Genomic DNA, 17,449 nt, shown 5'->3' on the forward strand with positions numbered 1-17,449 from the left:
GGGCGCTGTCGTTCCTGGTGACGGACTTGCTCAGGATGGCCAAGGTGCCATTCGGGAAAACGATGGTTGAGGGGTGTCCCGGTAAGACAGATGAGAGTCGAGGATTGGCGGACCAGTAGGTCGGTAAGAGCCGAAAACCAAACAATGACGAAAGCTACCACGCGATGGCGGTGACGTCTCTGAAAACCACGAGTTAGAAAAATGGCTTACCGTCATGGGCGCGACAGCTATATGCCTGCCACTCCGCGATTATTCCTGCGCTGAATCGTGGGCGGAATTACCGGGCGAGATATTGAGAAAGCCCGCCTGCATCGCAGGCGGGCCAGATGGCGGAGGATGTGGGATTTGAACCCACGAGGGTATTGCTACCCGCACGCGTTCCAGGCGTGTGACATAGGCCGCTAGTCGAATCCTCCATCAGAAACGCTCTTAGCGTCGAGGCACTACTCTAGTCGACGCGAGTGCGAGCGACAAAACCGCTGCTAGTCGCCGTTGCTCGGCGGCTTTTTGTGCCTCTCGGGGCAACGGGCTAGAGTGTGGGACAGGATCCCACGCGGTGCTTATCTTGTGAACTCCCCCAGGGCGGGAACGCAGCAAGGGTCAGCGAGCTCTGGCAGGTGCGTGGGGTCCCTTTATTTTGCCCAGACGACCTCCGCGCAGCTCCTGCGCTGCATACCGGACGAGCACGGGTACTATAGACGCGACAGTTTTGGCCGCCGTACATCTCACGGTCCCACCAACGGAAGTGATGCATCCATGTCCCTGCTTGACCTGCAGTCGAACGAGCTGGAGCAGCTCGCAGCCGATGTCCGCGCGAAGTATGACGCCTTGAAGGCGAAGAACCTGAATCTCGACCTCACTCGTGGCAAGCCCTCGAGCGAGCAGCTGGACTACAGCAACGAGCTGCTCACGCTGCCGGGCGCCGCCGACTACACAGATAAAACGGGCGCTGATGTGCGCAACTACGGCAATCTCGAAGGCATCGCGGACATCCGCGAGCTGTGGGCCGAGGTCCTCGGCGTGAACCCGGAGAACGTTGTCGCAGGTGACGCGTCGTCGCTGAACATTGAGTTTGATCTGATTTCGTGGTCGTACATCTTCGGCAACAACGATTCGCAGCGCCCGTGGCGCGACGAGGACGTCGTCAAGTGGATCTGCCCCGTGCCGGGCTACGACCGCCATTTCGCTATTACTGAGAAGTTCGGCTTCGAGCTGATCTCCGTGCCGATGCTGGAGGACGGCCCAGATATCGCCGCGATCGAGAAGCTGGTCCAAGACCCGCAGGTCAAGGGCATGTGGGCGGTGCCGATCTTTAGCAACCCAACCGGCGTGACCTTCTCCCGCGAGGTTGTCGAACGCCTCGCCGCGATGGAGACGGCCGCGCCCGACTTCCGCATCGTGTGGGATAACGCTTACGCAGTGCACTCGCTCACGAGTGAGCTTCCGGACAACCCCAACGTCATCGCGCTCGCGGCGGAGAAGGGCAACCCGAACCGCTTCTGGTACATGAGCTCGACGTCCAAGATCACCCACGCCGGCGCAGGCGTGTCCTTCTTCGCCTCGTCCGTGGACAACCTGCGGTGGTACACCTCTATCGCCGGGATCCGCGGCATCGGCCCAAACAAGGTCAATCAGCTCGCGCACGCGCGGTTGTTTGGCGACGCGGAGGGCGTGCGCGCCCTGATGCGCAAGCACGCCGGATCGCTGGAGCCGAAGTTCCGCGCGGTCATCGAGATCCTTGAGCGGCGTCTGGGTGAGTACGGCGTGGCCACCTGGACCGAGCCGAAGGGTGGCTACTTTATCTCCCTCGATGTGATTGACGGCACCGCCACCCGCGTGTGGGAGCTGGCCAAGGAAGCCGGGATCACCCTGACTAAGGCCGGATCTTCGTTCCCGCACGGTAAGGATCCGCGCGATCGCAACATCCGGCTGGCGCCGTCGCTGCCCCCGCTTGATGAGATCGTCGAGGCGATGGACGGTGTGGCGACCTGTGTGCTCCTGGCGGCCGTCGAGAAGCGCGGAGCGTAGGTGACAGGCGACGAAGTCGTCGCGTGGCTCGCGTCGATCTTCCCGGGTGTGAGCCTAACGCTTATCGACGCCACCCCAGTCGCCCACGCCACCCACAACGGCCGACCACTCGCGGTGACCGCGGGTTTTAGCTCCGTTGATTCGGGGCTGGTCACCGACGATGGTGCCGCAACAAGCGTGCGCTGCGAGATTGTGTGCACCGCAGATACCTCTCTCGACGTGCTGGGCAGCGCCGTGGTGGCGACGGCCCGTGAGCTGGAGCGGCTCGCCGTTCCCGCCCAGCCGGGCGTGCTGCTGGAAGGCGTCCTTGAGGGTATCGGCGCTCCGGAAGAGACAACCGTGCGCCACGCGTACCTGCGCGAGCCTCAGCTCTTCGCGCAGGGTACACCCATGTACACCGAACCCGGCCAGCTCACCTTGCTGCTGGAGCTGGTAGGGCTAACCGACGATGAGTTCGCCGTCGGCTCGGAACAGGGCGCGGCGGTACTTGATCGCCGGCTTCGCCGCAGGGGTGTGGACCTGGCTGATTGGGCGCGCTCCTGAAACTGCTCGTTTTCCCACGTCAGAGGTGATGTCGGGGTGATGGGCTAAGCTGGTCGCCGTGGCTTTGTACAGGAAGTATCGCCCGGCATCGTTTGGTGAAGTGATCGGCCAAGAGCAGGTCACTCGCCCGCTATCCGCCGCGTTGGACAACGGGCGGATCAACCACGCCTACCTCTTCTCCGGCCCGCGCGGTTGCGGCAAGACGTCCTCCGCGCGCATCCTCGCACGCTCATTGAATTGCGTGGAGGGCCCGACCTCGACGCCGTGCGGTGTGTGCGACTCCTGCGTCTCGCTCGCCCCGGGCGGGCCGGGCAACCTCGACGTGATGGAGTTCGACGCGGCCTCCCACGGCGGTGTCGAGGAAATGCGCGACCTGCGCGAACGCGCCCAGTTCTCCCCGGCGGAGTTCCGCTACCGCGTCTTTATCATCGATGAGGCCCACATGATCTCACGTGAGGGCAACAACGCTTTGCTCAAGATTGTGGAGGAGCCGCCGGAGCACCTCATCTTCATCTTCGCTACCACTGAGCCGGAGAAGATGCTCAGCACCATCCGCTCGCGTACGCACAACTACCCGTTCCGTCTGCTCACACCGCAGGCGATGCGCGAGCTGTTGACAAAGGTCGTCGCCGACGAGGGCGCCTACGTCGAGGACAGTGTTTACCCGCTGCTCATCGCGGCCGGTGGTGGCTCGCCGCGCGACACGCTATCGGTGCTAGACCAGCTGCTGTCCGGCGCTGGTCCCGAGGGGCTCACGTACGAGGCGGCGTTGCCGTTGTTGGGGGTCACGGACCTTTCGCTTCTCGACGCCACAGTAAACGCCCTCGCCGACCGCGACGCAGCCGCAATCTTCCAAACCGTCGACGAGGTCATCGAAGCGGGCAACGACCCGCGCAAGTTCGCCACCGACCTGCTTGACCGGCTGCGCGACCTGATGATTCTGCGCACCGTCCCGGACGCTATCGGGCAGGGGCTGGTCAACGCCCCGGCGGAGCGCGCCGAGATTCTAAACGAGCAGGCGCGCCGTTTCAGCGGCCACGAGTTGGCGGAGCTCGCCTCCGAGGTCAACAGCCGTATTACGGAGCTGCGCGGTGCGACCAGCCCGCGCCTGCTGCTTGAGATCATGATGGCGCACCTCATTACCGCCCCCGCGGTCGCCGCAGAGGCGCCGGGCCCGCAGCTGCCGCAGGACCGCCCGGAACTCGCGCCGGGCTCGCCCGCGCCGGTTACCCGGGGCCGCGCGGGTGCTGCTGCAGCCGCAGCTGCTGCGGCCGCGGCTGCCGAGGGGCAGGTGCGTAGTTCGTCGACACCTGCTCCGCGCAAGGCGCCGCAGGTACCCCAATCTCCGCCCGAGCCAGAGGTCCGCCCAGAGCAGACCGAAACCCAAGCGGAAGAGATCCGCGAGGAGGAGCGCGCCGAGCAGGGCGAGGTGTACACGCCTGAGACACCCGCACCGCACGAGTCCCAAGCGCAGCTCCAGGAGCGCCAAGCCGAGGAGCACGCCACCGAGAACCCGAGCAGCGTCGACGGGGCGGACCTGTTCGAGAAAGTCACCCGCCAGTGGACGCAACTGCGCCAATCCGTCGGTTCGCGCAACCAGATTGCTGAAATCATGCTCACCGAGGCCACACCCCTCGGATTCGACGGCGAGACCCTAGTCGTCGGCCACAACACCGGTGCGCTCGCGCAACGCATCAATTCGGAGCAGCACAACCGAGACATCGCCGCCGTGTTCACGGAGCAGCTCGGCACCCCGGTGAGCGTGCGCTGCGTCGTGGGCACCGACACGGCAGCGGCGGGCGTGGGCGCGCCGGGCGCGCGGCCCGCATGGAACCCGCGCGCGTCCCAGACCCCGGACACTCCGCCTGCACAGGAGCAATCGCCGGAACCGGAGGAACCCCTCCCGGCCCGCCCCGAGGCGCCCTCAGCTAACGACGACTGGCTCGCCGCCGCCAAGGCCGCCAGCCAACGCGCCGCCCAGCGTGCCCGCGAGCAAGCCGACGAAGTCCCCCTGCCGCCTGAGCCAGCGGACGAGGACTACCCCGACGACGACGGCGGATACAGCGCGCCACCGAGTCCTGCGCCAACGCCCGAGCCGGCGCCTGAGCCAGCGCCGTACTCCCGCGAGGACGAGGAGCGTGACATGGTCGACCAGGCGGACAAGGAGGAAGGGGAGCGCGACCGTCGTGACGCGACGGCAGTCGCGATGGACCTGCTGGCCGCTGAGCTGGGCGCGAAGCCCTTGTAAGGGGCAGGTACACTGGACGCCGACGTTAACGCGATTCGATGAAAGGGTGTCACCCAACATGACCCAGCCGAACATGCCCCAGGACATGCAGGAACTCATGCGCCAGGCCGCCGAGGTCCAGGCCGCACTGCAGAAGGCGCAGCAGGAACTGCTCGCCACCACCGTGACCGGTTCCGCCGGTGGCGAGCTCGTCTCCATCACCATGACCGGTGGTGCGGAGATCAAGGACATCGCCATCAAGCCAGAGGCTGTCGACCCGCAGGACGTCGAGACTCTGCAGGACCTCATACTGGCCGCGTACCGCGACGCCCACACCAAGGCTGGCCAGCTCGCGCAGGAGAAGATTGGCCCGCTGACCAACCCGGGTCGCGCACCGCAGGGTGGCTCGGACGAGATCCCCTTCGGCGGCATCGTTTAAGCACCGCTCCACCCCCGCCCGGCTATTGAAGCCGGGCTTTTTCCATCGTTGCTCCCACTGATCGTTTTCCCAAGGAGATCCCAGCCGCATGTTCGAGGGCCCGCTGCAAGACCTGATCGACGAGTTCTCCCGCCTGCCTGGGGTCGGGCCGAAAAGCGCCCAGCGTATCGCCTTTCACTTGCTCAAGGCGGATCCGGAGGACATCGACAGACTCAGCGCCGCGCTGCTCGCAGTGCGCGACGGGGTGACCTTCTGCCGGATCTGCAACAACGTCTCGCGCGAGGAGGTCTGCCGCATCTGCGCCGACTCGGGGCGTGACGCTTCGCTGGTGTGCGTGGTGGAGGACGCCAAGGACATCCAGGTCATCGAGCGCACCGGCGAGTACCGCGGGCGCTACCACGTCCTCGGCGGAGCGCTGGACCCGTTGGCCAACGTGGGCCCGCGCGACCTGGCGATCGCCCCGCTGCTGCAACGCATTGGCGGAGTGCTTGAGGACGTCGCGGGACGCGAAGCCCCCGCCATTGAGGAGGTCATCCTGGCCACCGACCCCGATACCGAAGGTGAGGCGACGTCGTCCTATCTGGCACGCCTGCTCAAGGACTTCCCGGGCCTGACCGTGTCGCGGCTAGCGTCGGGCATGCCGCTAGGCGGCGACCTCGAGTTCGTCGACGAGCTGACGCTCTCGCGCGCACTCAGCGGGCGTTTGAAGCTCTAGGGCGCGCTACGATCGACATTTCCCCTCGGCACCACATGCGTGCGCGACGTGGCCTCGGTACTCTTGCCTTAGTTTTCGCTGTCTAAATTGTGGGCAGTACCTTTCAATTGGCATAGGCAAGGGCAAGATGATCAACTACCAGTTACTCGAGCGTCACCAAATCGCATATCGCGCGGCTAGACAGTTCGAAGAGAACGTGGCCCAATGCGAGCGGATCAATCGATCCCTGAAGAGGAAACTGGAGCTCCCTCACGTATCACAACGGGGTATGAAATGGTGGCTAATCATTATGCTCTTGACGTGGGCGTACGTTGCGTATGTGATCTACGCAACCACTCACTCCTTCCAGATGGATTATGAGGAGTGGCAGACTCTGTACCCCGGTGAAGTCAACTGGCTACTGCATTTCGACGAGTACACACAAGATCTTGCTGAAGAAGTAGCCCTGGAAAAATTCCCGGTCCCGACTACTCCGCTATGGGCCCCGGAAAGCATGGACGATCTGCCGTTCTACCTGATCGTGTTGGCAATTCTCGTGGTTGCTGCCTTCTCCATTCCGCTTATTGGATATATGCGGCAACGGGACAACTTGGGGAATCTGGTCTTCGGGGACGCCAATCGGCGCAGGGCCGCACAAAATGCTCCTCTACAGGCAGAAATTGCGCGCTTCGAAGGATACGCTCGCGAGAACGTGAGGGCATATCTGCAAACGGGATACCCAGAGGCGTACCTCGACGCCGCCGTGTTGGAGCAGATGGGGCGCTTCATTGCATCTGGGCGCGCGACTAGCTTCCAACAAGCCGCAAATCTGTATGAGGCGTCAGTCCAGAACAGGCGTCACATGAACGAATTGCGGCGGCTGGAGTCGAAGATGGATGCGCAGCATCGCGCCAGGATGATGAGCGATTTCTTCCTCAGGCAGGATATTCAGGACCTACGCTATCGCTAGAGGGCTGTCTGTCGGCCCTACTTCAGGCGCTCGAGGCGCAGTCTATCGACAGCAGGGAGCTCCAGCGGCTCCAGATCGGCCAGCTTCATGTCGAGCGCCCGCGCCAGCAGCAGGTCCGCCAGCTGCGGGTTGCGCGCTAGTGCTGGGCCGTGCATGTAGGTGGCTACGACGCTGCCCTGCACCACGCCTTCGACTGCATCGCTGGCGCCGGCGGTGTTGCCCACGCCGCGGGTGACTTTGCCCAGCGCCTCGGCATCGGGGCCGATGACGGTGCCTCCCATGTGGTTTTCGAAGCCGGTGAGCGGCTCGGTTAGCTCGGCAGTGATGCCCGTGCGGGTGGGCAGGGAGGCGACTTCGCCGATGGCGCGGGTGGACATGGGGCTGGTGGTGGCGTCGATAAGCCCGATGCCCTCGACGGTCGAGCCGTGGGCGGTGAAGGTGCGGCCGAGCACCTGCATGCCGGCGCAGACGGCGAAGATGGGGCGGCCATCGGCGGCTGCAGCCTGCAACCCCGGGGAAGCAGCGAGGCGCGCTGATGCGATGACCTGAGCGGAGTCCTCGCCGCCGCCGAGGGTGTAGATGTCGCAGTTGGCGGGGATGTCGTCGTTAAGCGTGACCGGCTGGATCTCCGCACTGTAACCGCGCATGCGGGCGCGCTGACGCAGGACGAGCGCGTTGCCGTCGTCGCCGTAGGTGCCCAGGACGTCGGGCAGGACGAGGCCGATCGTGAGGTTCTTAGGCACGGTAATCCTCCTGCTTGCTCAGTTCCTTCTTCAGGTCCCTAAACGCGGTGTAGTTGGCCAGCACCTCGACGCGGCCGGGAGGGCACGCGCGGATGGCGGCGACGGTGTCGTGAACAAGCTCGTGGTCAATGCCGGCATACAGCAGGCGCACCGCGAGGTCCGTGCCGCGCTCACCGGCGGCCTTGACAGAAATACCGGAGAAGTCCTCGAACTTCACGTCCCACAGCCAAGACAGGTCCTCGCCGTCGGCGACCTGGCCGTTGACAGCAATGACAAGCCCGTCGGCGTCGCGGTCGACCATGGACAGCGCCTCCTGCCATCCGGCAGGGTTCTTCGCCAGCAGCAGGTGGATCTCCCTGTCACCAAGAGTGACGGTGGAATAGCGGCCGGCGACGTCGCGGACGTCCTCGGCCGCGGCAACGGCCTTATCCAGTGGGACGTCGAAAGCCTCGACAGCGGCCGCAATCGCCTGGGCGGCGTTGCCGCGGTTCGCCCGGCCCGGCAGGGACAAAGAAAGCTCGACCTCGCCGTGCGGGGTGATCAGGTGCGTGTCGGTGACTTCGTAGTCGGGGGAGGGGCGGCGGAACTCGCGGCCGTCGGCAAGCTTTTCCACGCCGTACCAGTCGCCGCTGTCCTCGCGGACCACGTGGCCGCCGGAGCGCGGGTTGGTTACCGAGTCGCCGATCCAACCCGCGCCGGCGGCGACCCACACCACCTTGGGGTGGTCGTAGGCAACGGAGGAGACGAGCACGTCGTCGCAGTTGGCAATGACCGTCATCTCCGGGTGGGCCTCGACCGCCGCACGCAGCACGCGCTCAATCTTGTTGATCTCACCGACGCGATCGAGCTGGTCACGCGAGAGGTTGAGCAGCACCAACGCGTTGGGCTCGAGACGCTTGGCAGCCTCCGGCACGTGCAGCTCATCGACCTCGAGGGCGATGTGGGTGGCATCACGGCCCGCCATAAGGGCCGAGATGATACCGGCATCCATGTTGTCGCCGCCCTCGTTGGTGGCCACGCTGTAGGTGCTGCGCAGCGCTCCGGCGAGCATGCGCGTGGTTGTCGACTTTCCGTTGGTTCCGGTGACCAGCGCGGCGGGGCGGCCGCCGCTGAGGGAAACCATGATGTTCGGATCGATGGCGCCGGCTATCAGGCCACCAATCATGCCACCGGCGCCGCGGCCAGTGGCGCGCGAGGCCGTGGTGGCGAGCTGCGCTGCTGCCAGCGCCGCCCGGGTGCGGAGACGGGAAAGAGGTCCCTTCGAAGTCATGCGGTTTAGATTAGTCGACCGCATCGCCGCGGCGTGGCGGCTGGCTGGCCGCGGCGAGGAACTCCTCGCCGCTGAGCACCGGGATGCCCTTGCGGTGCGCGTGCATCGCCTTGCCTGTCAGCTCCGCGCCGGCCTCGAGGGCATCCGAGACGACCAGAGAGGTTTCGCGGGAGAGCTTCTCCACGTAGTTCAGGTCGTGCTCGGTCGCCGCCGCGATGACCTCGTCGGGGTGGACGCGCAGGTCGTCGGTCACCACGATCTCCATCCCGGCGACGAGGCCGCGCTGTGGGGTGTAGGCGCCAGGGTTGTCCGCCCCGCGGGGGGCATTGGCAGCGTCGACGCGCACCACGCTGCGCTGCAGGCCGAAGCGGTCGGGTGCGAGCTCCTCAGGTGCGTAGCCGGTGGCGGCGTCGCGCTCGCGCAGCTCGAGGAAGGTATCGACAAGCAACAGTGTCGCCTCGCGGGACGTATCGTCCTCGGCGCGGCTGGCGCGCTCGACGCTGGCGACGGGGGAGGGCACATCCATGCCGAGCGCGGCTGCGATTGCGGGCAGGCGGATGTCGGTGGGGATGACGCCGAGGCGGCGGGCGTTATCGAGGGTGTCGACAATCTCGGTGGGGCGCGGCACGTGGCCGACGCGCTGGCGACGCCGCCCGTTGCGGCGGTTGCGCGAGCGATTCGCCCGCGCCGCGGCGTTCATGGCACGGCGCGCTTCGGAGACGATGAAGCCCCAGACCAGGGGGGAGTCGTGGACGATGAGGGTGCGGGCGTCGATAAGCCTGTCCAACGTCTTCAAATGCCGGGAGAACTTCGGCGCTTGGGCAAAGTCGCTCGCGTCGCGGCCGTGCGTGTGCCGTGGGCCCGGGTCCCCACCCGGGTTAAACACAGCATGAAACTCCTCGCCGATCTCGCCGTCCTCATTGAACGTCACCGCGTCGATGGTGAGCAGCCGGCCTGTTGACGGGTGGATGCCCGTCGCCTGGACGTGCACCGCCACGAAGGCGAACGCCTCGGTGTCCGGAGTGTCCGGGGCGGAGTGCTGCGCGGGTGGGGTGCTCATTGGGCTGATTCTAGTGCAGCCCCGGCCCGGCGAGCGTCATTCCGTGGCGTTCAACCCGCGGTTGGCGGCGGAGACAATCGCCTCCAAGGAGGCGCGGGTGGTGGAGCCAGCGATGCCCACGCCCCACGCACGGGCACCGTTGACCTCGGCGTAGATGTAGCAGACCGCTTCGGCGTCATCACCCGCGGTGCGGGAGCGCTGCGTGTAGTCCTGGACCTCGAAGTCGACGCCGAGGGACTCCAGCGCTTGGGCGAACGCGGCGACGGGGCCGTTGCCGGTGCCGGTGACGTTGTAGTGCGTGCCCATGTACTCGACCTGCGCGTTGACGTGGGCGATCACGTCGTGGTCTTCCCCGGTGACCTCGTAGTCGACCAGCTCCAGCGGCGAGTCCACGTCCAGGTACGTCGTGGCAAAGATGTCCCACATGTTCTTGGAGTTGACTTCGCCGCCCTCCTTGTCCGTGATGGCCTGGACGATGGCGGAGAACTCCGGCTGCATCTTCTTCGGCATCGTGATGCCGTGGTCGGTCTTCATGATGTAGGCCACGCCGCCCTTGCCGGACTGGGAGTTGACGCGGATGACGGCCTCGTAGTTGCGGCCCACGTCCTTCGGGTCGATGGGCAGGTACGGCACCTCCCACACGGTCTCGCGCAGCTCCTCCCAGCTGACGTCCGTCGAGGACGCGCCGGGGCGCACCTTCTGCGCCAGGGCGTCGAGGCCCTTGTTTACGGCGTCCTGATGCGAGCCGGAGAACGCGGTGAAGACCAGCTCGCCGGCGTAGGGGTGGCGCTCCGGAACGCGGAGCTGGTTGCAGTACTCCACGACCTCGCGGATGCGGTTGATGTCGGAGAAGTCGATCTGCGGGTCCACGCCCTGGGTCAGCATGTTCAGCCCCAGGGTGACCAGGTCGACGTTGCCGGTGCGCTCGCCGTTGCCGAACAGGCAGCCCTCGATGCGGTCAGCACCGGCCATGTAGCCCAGCTCGGCGGCGGCGACACCCTCGCCGCGGTCGTTGTGCGGGTGCAACGACAGGATGATTGCTTCGCGGTTGGCCAGGTTGCGGTGCATCCACTCGATCGAGTCGGCGTAGACGTTCGGGGTGATCATCTCAACTGTCGACGGCAAGTTGATGATCATCGGGTTCTGCGGGGTCGCGCCCATGATCTCCACCACGGCGTCGCAGACCTCGCGGGCGAACTCCAGCTCGGTGCCGGTGTAGGACTCCGGCGAGTACTCCCAGCGCCAGGTGGTGTCCGGGTAGTCAGCCGCGATCTCCTTGATCAGCTCCGCGGCATCCGTAGCCAGCTTCTTGATCTCCGGGCGGGTCTTGCGGAAGACCACCTCGCGCTGCAGCTTGGAGGTGGAGTTATAGAAGTGCACGATGACGTTCTTTGCGCCGGCGCACGCCTCGAAGGTGCGGCGGATCAGGTGCTCGCGTGCCTGCACCAGGACCTGGATGGTCACATCGTCCGGGATCATGTCCTTTTCAATGATCTCGCGGACGAAGTCGAAGTCAGTTTGGGAAGCCGAGGGGAAGCCGACCTCGATCTCCTTGTAACCCATCTGCACCAGCAGGTTGAACATGCGGCGCTTGCGCTCTGGGCTCATCGGGTCGATCAGCGCCTGGTTGCCGTCGCGCAGGTCGACGGCACACCACTGCGGTGCCGAAGTGATCTTCGCATCCGGCCAGGTGCGGTCCGGCAGGACGATGTCCTCGACTTCCTGGGCGAACGGCAGGTAACGCTTTACCGGCATCTGGGATCCGCGCTGCTTGTTCCACGCGGGCTGGCCTTGAGCGGGCGGGCCGGAGGGGGTGCGGATCTCGTGCGGGGCGAAAAACTCGGACGTGGCCATGGCGTGGGTCTCCTTCACGGGGTGTTTTATGTGGTGGGCCCGGCCGGCAATCACAAACTCCGCGACGGGGCGCCGGCCGAGCTGACCGTGAAGGTCGCGTTGTGGCCTAAATCCCGCCGCGGCGAAGAAGGAGAATCCGCCCTGTAGGGCGCGTCCATGCCGATGACATAGGCCACATAATAGCGCGCGTGTGCGCTAGCGCAAGGGATTTAACCCACGGGTTTGCGCGAGATCATCCCCGTGGCCACCATCATCCCCACGATCGCGGCGATGATCACTGCCCAACCGAGAAGGCTCGAGATGGCAAAGTCTTCCCCAAGCAGCGTGAAGCCGAGCAGCAGTGCGATGAGCGGCTCGACGATCTTCATCGCGGGTAGCGAGAGTGACAAAACACCCGCTCCGAACGCGTACTGCTGCACCGCCGTGCCGATGACGGAGGTGGCCAAAAGGGCCCAGAACTGCCACGTCACCACCAGCTGGGCGGCGCCGCCGCGCGCGAAGGCGTCGACGGTGGACTTGGAAAACACCGCCAGGTAGCCGAACACCGCGCCGCAGACGATCCCGTAAAGCAGGGCTTTGGTGGGGGCGGGGAGGGGGCGTCGATAAGCGATGGCGAACACGGTCCCGGCGATGCACAGGCCTGTGGCAATGGTGAGCATCCATTCCCACGTGGGCGCGGCGCGCTCGCCGGGCAGTGGGCGACCGAGGATGACGACAGTGCCCACGCACGCCGTGAGCACGAGCGCCCAGAACGTCTCGTCGGCCTCCATCCGGCGCTTCTCCACCCGCGCCGCGAGCACAAGCGTGAGCATGAGCGAAAGCACGAGCACCGGCTGCACCACCAGCAGCGACCCGAAGGCCAGGGCGAGGGCCTGCATCCCGTACGCGCCGAATGCCAGCGACAGCGACAGCCACCACGCGGGCCTGCTTATCGACGCCAACGGGGCCGCGTTCGCCTCCACCTGAGTCAACCCGGCCCGCAGGATCTGGTGGCGCCACACCGTGCCGACGGCGATCATCAACGCCGAAGTCAAGGCGAAGGCGATAGCGAGGGCATTGCTGTGCACGGCCACCACAATAGAACCCACGTGCCGGTGCGGTGCGATGTGCCGCGCCCTATCGGGCCAAATGCGGGTGTGTGCTTGTAGGATTGGGACGTCTCTTAATGACACTGTGGCTGGAAGTGGCTAGAAGTGACTGGAAGTTACTGGGAAGGTGGCGTGCAACGATGGCATTGATCGTCCAGAAGTATGGGGGATCGTCCCTGGAAAGCGCGGAGCGTATCCGGGCTGTCGCCAAGCGCATCGTGGAGACCAAGCGGCAGGGCAACGACGTTGTCGTTGTCTGCTCGGCGATGGGGGACACCACCGACGAGCTGCTTGACCTCGCAGAACAGGTCAACCCGAACCCTCCCGCCCGCGAGATGGACATGCTGCTCACCGCCGGCGAGCGCATCTCGAACTCACTGGTGGCGATGGCCGTGGCGTCGTTTGGCGAGCCCGTGCAGTCCTTCACCGGCTCGCAGGCCGGCGTGATCACCACGGAGCGCCACGGCAACGCGCGCATCCTCGAGGTCACCCCGGAGCGCGTCCAGGAGGCAGTGCAGCAGGGCAACATCGCCATCGTCGCCGGCTTCCAGGGCGTCAACCGCGGTACCCGCGACGTGACCACCCTGGGCCGCGGCGGCTCCGACACCACGGCTGTGGCGCTGGCCGCCGCCATGAACGCCGACGAATGCGAGATCTACTCCGACGTCGACGGCGTCTACACCGCGGACCCGCGCATCGTGCCGGACGCCCGCAAGCTGGACCAGCTCTGCTTCGAGGAAATGCTCGAGCTCGCCGCGTCCGGTTCGAAGATCCTTGTCCTGCGTAGCGTGGAGTATGCCCGGGCGTTCAACGTCCCGCTGCGCGTCCGTTCGTCATACAGCAACGACACCGGCACCCTCGTCGCCGGAGCATTGGAGGATATCCCCGTGGAGGAAGCAGTACTGACCGGTGTGGCCACCGACGATTCGGAGGCAAAGATCACCATCCTCGGCATCAAGGACACGCCCGGTGAGGCAGCCAAGGTCTTCCGCGCGCTTGCGGACGCCGAGATCAACATCGACATGGTCGTGCAGAACATCTCGTCCGCCGAGGACAACCGCACCGACATCACCTTCACTTTGCCCACCGCCGACGGCGAGCGCGCCATGGCGCTGCTGACGGAGCTGCGCGCTACCGCAGGCTTCGGCGACCTGATCTACAACGACGCGATCGGCAAGGTCTCCCTCGTCGGCGCCGGCATGAAGTCCCACCCGGGTGTGACCGCCGACTTTGCAGAGGCGCTGCGTGACGCGGGTGTGAACATCCAGATGATCACCACCTCCGAGATTCGCATCACCGCCGTCGTGCGCCAGTCCGACCTTCCGGTTGCAGCCCGCGCCCTGCACACGCAGTTCGACCTCGGCGGCGACGAGCCCGCAGTCGTGTACGCAGGCACCGGCCGCTAATCGACGCCCACCCGCCACACCTTTAAGGAGTACCCATGACCACCATCGCCATCGTCGGAGCCACCGGACAAGTTGGGCGCGTCATGCGCTCCATCCTCGAGGAGCGCAACTTCCCCGCGGACAAGGTGCGTTTCTTCGCCTCCCCGCGTTCCGCCGGCACCACCCTGGAGTTCCGCGGTGACGAGGTCGTGGTGGAGGACCTGACCAAGGTGACGGAGGAGTCGGTCGCCGACGTCGACATTGCCCTGTTCTCCGCGGGCGGCTCGACCTCGAAGCAGTGGGCCCCGGTCTTCGCCGCCGCCGGCGCGAAGGTCGTGGACAATTCCTCCGCATGGCGCAAGGACGACGAGGTTCCCCTCATCGTCTCCGAGGTCAACCCCAGCGAGGCATCCGACCTGGCCAAGGGCATTATCGCCAACCCGAACTGCACCACCATGGCGATCATGCCGGTTGCCAAGGCGCTTCACGACGCCGCCGGGCTCACCGCCATGCGCGTCGCCTCCTACCAAGCAGTGTCGGGCTCTGGCCTGGCCGGTGTGGACACGCTCGCGGCGCAGGTCGCCGACATGGGTGAGCGCGCACCCGAGCTGGCGCGCGACGGCAGCCTCCTCGCCCCGGAGAGCTTTGGCCCCTACGTCGCACCGATCGCCTTCAACGCGTTGCCGCTCGCAGGCAACCTTGTCGACGACGGCACCGAGGAAACCGACGAGGAGCAGAAGCTGCGTAACGAGTCGCGCAAGATCCTCGGTCTGCCCGAGCTGCGCGTCTCCGGCACTTGCGTGCGTATCCCGGTGTTTACCGGCCACACGATGGTCGTCCACGCCGAGTTCGAGCGCCCCATCACCCCGGACCAGGCCCGTGAAGTACTGGGCTCCGCGCCGGGCGTGCGCGTTGTCGACGTCCCGACCCCGCTCGAGGCCACCGGAATCGACGACTCCCTGGTGGGCAGGATCCGCCAGGACCAGGTCGTCGCTGACAACCGTGGCCTCATCTTTGTCGTTTCTGGAGACAACCTGCGCAAGGGCGCGGCGCTGAACACTATCCAGATCGCCGAACTCCTGGTTTAGGTCCGGTCAGGTTTAAGAACCTGTTTCCGTTTGGTTGCGAACACGTAACAGCCCTTGAGTTTGCTCGCCTCCAGATCGATACTGACTGGAGGTAATCGCGTCAGGCCCAGATCGGGCGAGCGGACGGACTAGTTGGGAAGGTGACCTTTGGTGGCACATCGCAGGATGGTGGTCGCCGGAGCAATGGCTCTTTCCATTGGTTCGGCGTCGTTGATCACCCACGCGCCAGCGGCATTCGCGGCGCAGTGGCAGGACGCGACCGTCGCCCCTGGGGCGACAGTGGTGCTCAAGGCTATTGACGGCGCTGATTCAGCTGACCAAGAATCCGAGGCGGCGGGCGTTCCCGCACACGTGACGCTTGTGAACTCGGACGTCCTCCCCGCTGGGTGGAGCGTGGTTAGCCTCGCCGGAGAGGTGCGCGTCTCCGCCCCCGCAACCGCTAAGAGCGGCGACAGCATCGTCCTCGCACTCGAGGATGGGGACTCCACGGTTGACGAGCTCAAAGTGACCGTGGAGGACGACTCAGAAGCTGTTGCTCCTGAAACTGCCCCCGCCAGCGAGACGGTGCGCGGCTCCCTCGACGGTGGGACGTCCGGAGGAAGCTGGATTTCACTGATGCTCGATCGGATCGGTGGACTTTTCAGCTAAAGGTTTTAAGTCCACGCACAAATGTGTCCCCCTGACTTAGCGTCAGGGGGACACACGCGTCTGCGACTACGTAGTGGGTGTATTCGGCTTATGGCTCTTGGATCGAACCGGGTCGGAGAAGGAGTGGTAGGCGACCGTGCCGGAGGGGTTCTCCGGGTCGAAGTCGACGTCGTTATCGCTGGAGAGCTTGTCACCGACTTCCTCCGCAATGGATTCGGTGAGCTCCTCCTCCGGGACGTTGGACGCCTCGGCGATGGAGGCGAGCTCAGCCTTGTCCTCGGTGGTGAATCGCTCGCGCGGATCAAGCTTGCGGCGGACGAGCTCGTGGGCGCGGCGGCGGAGCTTGCCCTCGCGGCGCAGCTTCTGGCCACCGCGCAGCCATGCCACGAGCACAACGACGATGAGCAGCAGACCCATGTAACCGAGCACGGGGTACACGTGGGCGACCAGCGGCTGGAATCCGAAGAAGGAGAGTCCAAATCCGATGACACACGCGGTGATAAAGATGACGCGGAACCGACCCTCGCGGCCGCGGGACAAACGCTTGCCCAGCGCGTAGAACATGCCGAGCGAGGTGGAGAAGATCATGCCGAATAGCACCAGGGACATTGCCAGACCCAGTGCGGGGTGCAGCTGGTTGATCAGGCTCAGCAGCGGCATGTCGTCACCGGCGACGGTTTCCGCGCGCGACATCAAACCCAAGGTGAGCAGCATCAGCATCATCAGGTAACCCAGACCGCCGAAGAAACCGCCCAGGCCGGCTGAGCGGGTGTCGAGGTGGCTGCCGCCGATGACGATGGCCATGGACGTAACACAGATGAAGTTCAAGCCCGTGTAGTTGAGCGCGGAGATCCACCAGTTCGGCAGGGTGGTCGACACGTTCGCGGCGTTGGCGTTGAGCGCGGAGAGGCTGACGTCGGCATTCATCAGCGTCCAGGTGCAGCCGGCGATGACGAAGACGAGCAGGAACGGTGTGAGCACACCGATTGCCCTGGTTACCTTCCTCACGTCCAGCATTCCGAAGAAGATCACCAACCCCAGCATGATCACCGCGCCGATCCACAGCGGGATGCCGAATTGCTGGTTTAGGTTCGAGCCTGCTCCGGCGAACATGACAAAACCGATGGAAAACAGGGTGACGATGGTAGCGATGTCGAGCACCCAGGCGATGATCTTGCTGGAGATGTTGCCGAGGACCTCCATGTGCTCCTTGGCCTGGTAGTAGCTACCCAGCTGGAGGATGGAGATGCCACCGACAAGCATGAGGACGGATCCGAGGATCGCGCCCCAGATGCCCTGCTCACCGAAAGCGACAAAGTACTGCATCGCCTCTTGACCTGAGGCGAAACCCGCACCGACGACGACGCCGACGAAGGCAAAAGAAATTCCGATTGCGTTTTTAAGCATGAGGT

At 65.3% G+C, this 17,449-nt stretch carries 15 protein-coding genes, 1 tRNA gene and 1 other RNA gene; 10 read left to right on the forward strand and 7 right to left on the reverse strand.

All coding sequences use genetic code 11. From position 1 onward, the window contains the following. Window positions 1–327 precede the first annotated feature (327 nt). Window positions 328–416, reverse strand: a tRNA-Ser gene (locus tag VVR41_RS05710). 124 nt (window positions 417–540) lie between these two features. On the opposite strand from VVR41_RS05710, the gene ffs reads away from it, so the two are divergent. The 7 genes from ffs to VVR41_RS05745 all read left to right on the forward strand — a co-directional run bounded on the left by ffs (window position 541) and on the right by VVR41_RS05745 (window position 6,901). Beyond that, an RNA gene (gene ffs, locus VVR41_RS05715) (signal recognition particle sRNA small type) lies at window positions 541–637 on the forward strand. A 119-nt stretch (window positions 638–756) separates the two neighbouring features. After that, a complete protein-coding gene (locus VVR41_RS05720) occupies window positions 757–2,028 on the forward strand; it encodes an aminotransferase class I/II-fold pyridoxal phosphate-dependent enzyme (RefSeq protein WP_368523950.1) in 1,272 nt (423 codons plus the stop codon). After that, the gene (locus tag VVR41_RS05725; protein WP_321101970.1) at window positions 2,029–2,571 is read left to right on the forward strand and encodes a suppressor of fused domain protein; all 543 of its coding nucleotides are present in this window, start codon (window positions 2,029–2,031) and stop codon (window positions 2,569–2,571) included. 58 nt (window positions 2,572–2,629) lie between these two features. Then, on the forward strand, window positions 2,630–4,819 hold the full coding sequence (locus VVR41_RS05730; protein WP_368523951.1) for a DNA polymerase III subunit gamma and tau: 2,190 nt from the start codon (window positions 2,630–2,632) through the stop codon (window positions 4,817–4,819). A 58-nt stretch (window positions 4,820–4,877) separates the two neighbouring features. Next, window positions 4,878–5,237 (forward strand): YbaB/EbfC family nucleoid-associated protein, encoded by a 360-nt coding sequence (locus tag VVR41_RS05735; RefSeq protein ID WP_321101966.1) that lies wholly within the window; start codon window positions 4,878–4,880, stop codon window positions 5,235–5,237. Between the two features lie 88 nt (window positions 5,238–5,325). After that, window positions 5,326–5,952, forward strand: coding sequence for a recombination mediator RecR (gene recR, locus VVR41_RS05740; protein ID WP_368523952.1), 627 nt, complete (start codon window positions 5,326–5,328; stop codon window positions 5,950–5,952). A 127-nt stretch (window positions 5,953–6,079) separates the two neighbouring features. Beyond that, complete coding sequence (locus VVR41_RS05745; RefSeq protein WP_368523953.1) at window positions 6,080–6,901, forward strand: hypothetical protein; 822 nt, start codon at window positions 6,080–6,082, stop codon at window positions 6,899–6,901. A gap of 17 nt (window positions 6,902–6,918) precedes the next feature. Here VVR41_RS05745 and VVR41_RS05750 read toward each other — a convergent pair whose 3' ends face one another. The 5 genes from VVR41_RS05750 to VVR41_RS05770 form a co-directional block, all read right to left on the reverse strand. Continuing rightward, window positions 6,919–7,644: a type 1 glutamine amidotransferase gene (locus VVR41_RS05750; protein ID WP_368523954.1), complete on the reverse strand. Its 726-nt coding sequence runs from the start codon at window positions 7,642–7,644 to the stop codon at window positions 6,919–6,921. Beyond that, window positions 7,637–8,914: a MurT ligase domain-containing protein gene (locus VVR41_RS05755; RefSeq protein WP_368523955.1), complete on the reverse strand. Its 1,278-nt coding sequence runs from the start codon at window positions 8,912–8,914 to the stop codon at window positions 7,637–7,639. The genes VVR41_RS05750 and VVR41_RS05755 overlap by 8 nt, the downstream gene beginning before the upstream one ends. A gap of 10 nt (window positions 8,915–8,924) precedes the next feature. Next, the gene (locus VVR41_RS05760) at window positions 8,925–9,974 is read right to left on the reverse strand and encodes a DNA polymerase III subunit epsilon (RefSeq protein WP_368523956.1); all 1,050 of its coding nucleotides are present in this window, start codon (window positions 9,972–9,974) and stop codon (window positions 8,925–8,927) included. 36 nt (window positions 9,975–10,010) lie between these two features. After that, entirely contained in the window at window positions 10,011–11,828 is a 1,818-nt protein-coding gene (gene leuA, locus VVR41_RS05765) for a 2-isopropylmalate synthase (RefSeq protein ID WP_368523957.1), read from the reverse strand. 209 nt (window positions 11,829–12,037) lie between these two features. Beyond that, window positions 12,038–12,895: a DMT family transporter gene (locus VVR41_RS05770; RefSeq protein ID WP_368523958.1), complete on the reverse strand. Its 858-nt coding sequence runs from the start codon at window positions 12,893–12,895 to the stop codon at window positions 12,038–12,040. A 161-nt stretch (window positions 12,896–13,056) separates the two neighbouring features. On the opposite strand from VVR41_RS05770, the gene VVR41_RS05775 reads away from it, so the two are divergent. The 3 genes from VVR41_RS05775 to VVR41_RS05785 all read left to right on the forward strand — a co-directional run bounded on the left by VVR41_RS05775 (window position 13,057) and on the right by VVR41_RS05785 (window position 16,037). Then, window positions 13,057–14,322: an aspartate kinase gene (locus VVR41_RS05775; RefSeq protein WP_368523959.1), complete on the forward strand. Its 1,266-nt coding sequence runs from the start codon at window positions 13,057–13,059 to the stop codon at window positions 14,320–14,322. 35 nt (window positions 14,323–14,357) lie between these two features. Beyond that, complete coding sequence (locus VVR41_RS05780; RefSeq protein WP_368523960.1) at window positions 14,358–15,389, forward strand: aspartate-semialdehyde dehydrogenase; 1,032 nt, start codon at window positions 14,358–14,360, stop codon at window positions 15,387–15,389. Window positions 15,390–15,539: 150 nt separating this feature from the next. Beyond that, the gene (locus VVR41_RS05785) at window positions 15,540–16,037 is read left to right on the forward strand and encodes a hypothetical protein (RefSeq protein ID WP_368523961.1); all 498 of its coding nucleotides are present in this window, start codon (window positions 15,540–15,542) and stop codon (window positions 16,035–16,037) included. Between the two features lie 66 nt (window positions 16,038–16,103). On the opposite strand, the gene VVR41_RS05790 is transcribed toward VVR41_RS05785, so the two are convergent. Further along, entirely contained in the window at window positions 16,104–17,444 is a 1,341-nt protein-coding gene (locus VVR41_RS05790) for a hypothetical protein (protein WP_368523962.1), read from the reverse strand. Between the last annotated feature and the right edge of the window lie 5 nt (window positions 17,445–17,449).

The organism is Corynebacterium sp. LK2510 (genome assembly GCF_040946405.1).
GTDB lineage: Bacteria > Actinomycetota > Actinomycetes > Mycobacteriales > Mycobacteriaceae > Corynebacterium.